We start from the raw sequence: 228 nt of genomic DNA, 5'->3' as shown, positions 1-228 counted from the left end.
ATACAGTAGACAGAGGCGCTAAAAAACGAGAAGACCTTTGGGTGCTAAATGGTACAAATGCAACCGCGGTATTAGTTGAAATGGCATTGATTGATAACGAAGAAGATCACGCTATGCTATCCAACGACCTCGATGCTATCGTACGTGCCATTGCTACGAGGATTACTGACTACGGAGGAGGGGTATAATGTATGACAAAATCAAAGTTTTACTTATTAGCCTTAGTTA

Annotated in this window: 1 protein-coding gene; it reads left to right on the top strand. The window is 41.2% G+C overall.

Going from position 1 to position 228, the window contains the following annotated elements:
* Positions 1-188 (top strand): N-acetylmuramoyl-L-alanine amidase (locus ACSV5T_RS10525; RefSeq protein WP_438321125.1); only part of this gene is annotated, 188 nt, incomplete at its 5' end.
* Positions 189-228: the final 40 nt, after the last annotated feature.

The sequence above is a fragment of the Veillonella sp. ZSJB6 genome, from assembly GCF_051549505.1.
Taxonomy (GTDB): Bacteria; Bacillota; Negativicutes; order Veillonellales; family Veillonellaceae; genus Veillonella.
This window is presented reverse-complemented; position numbering and strand designations above follow the sequence as displayed.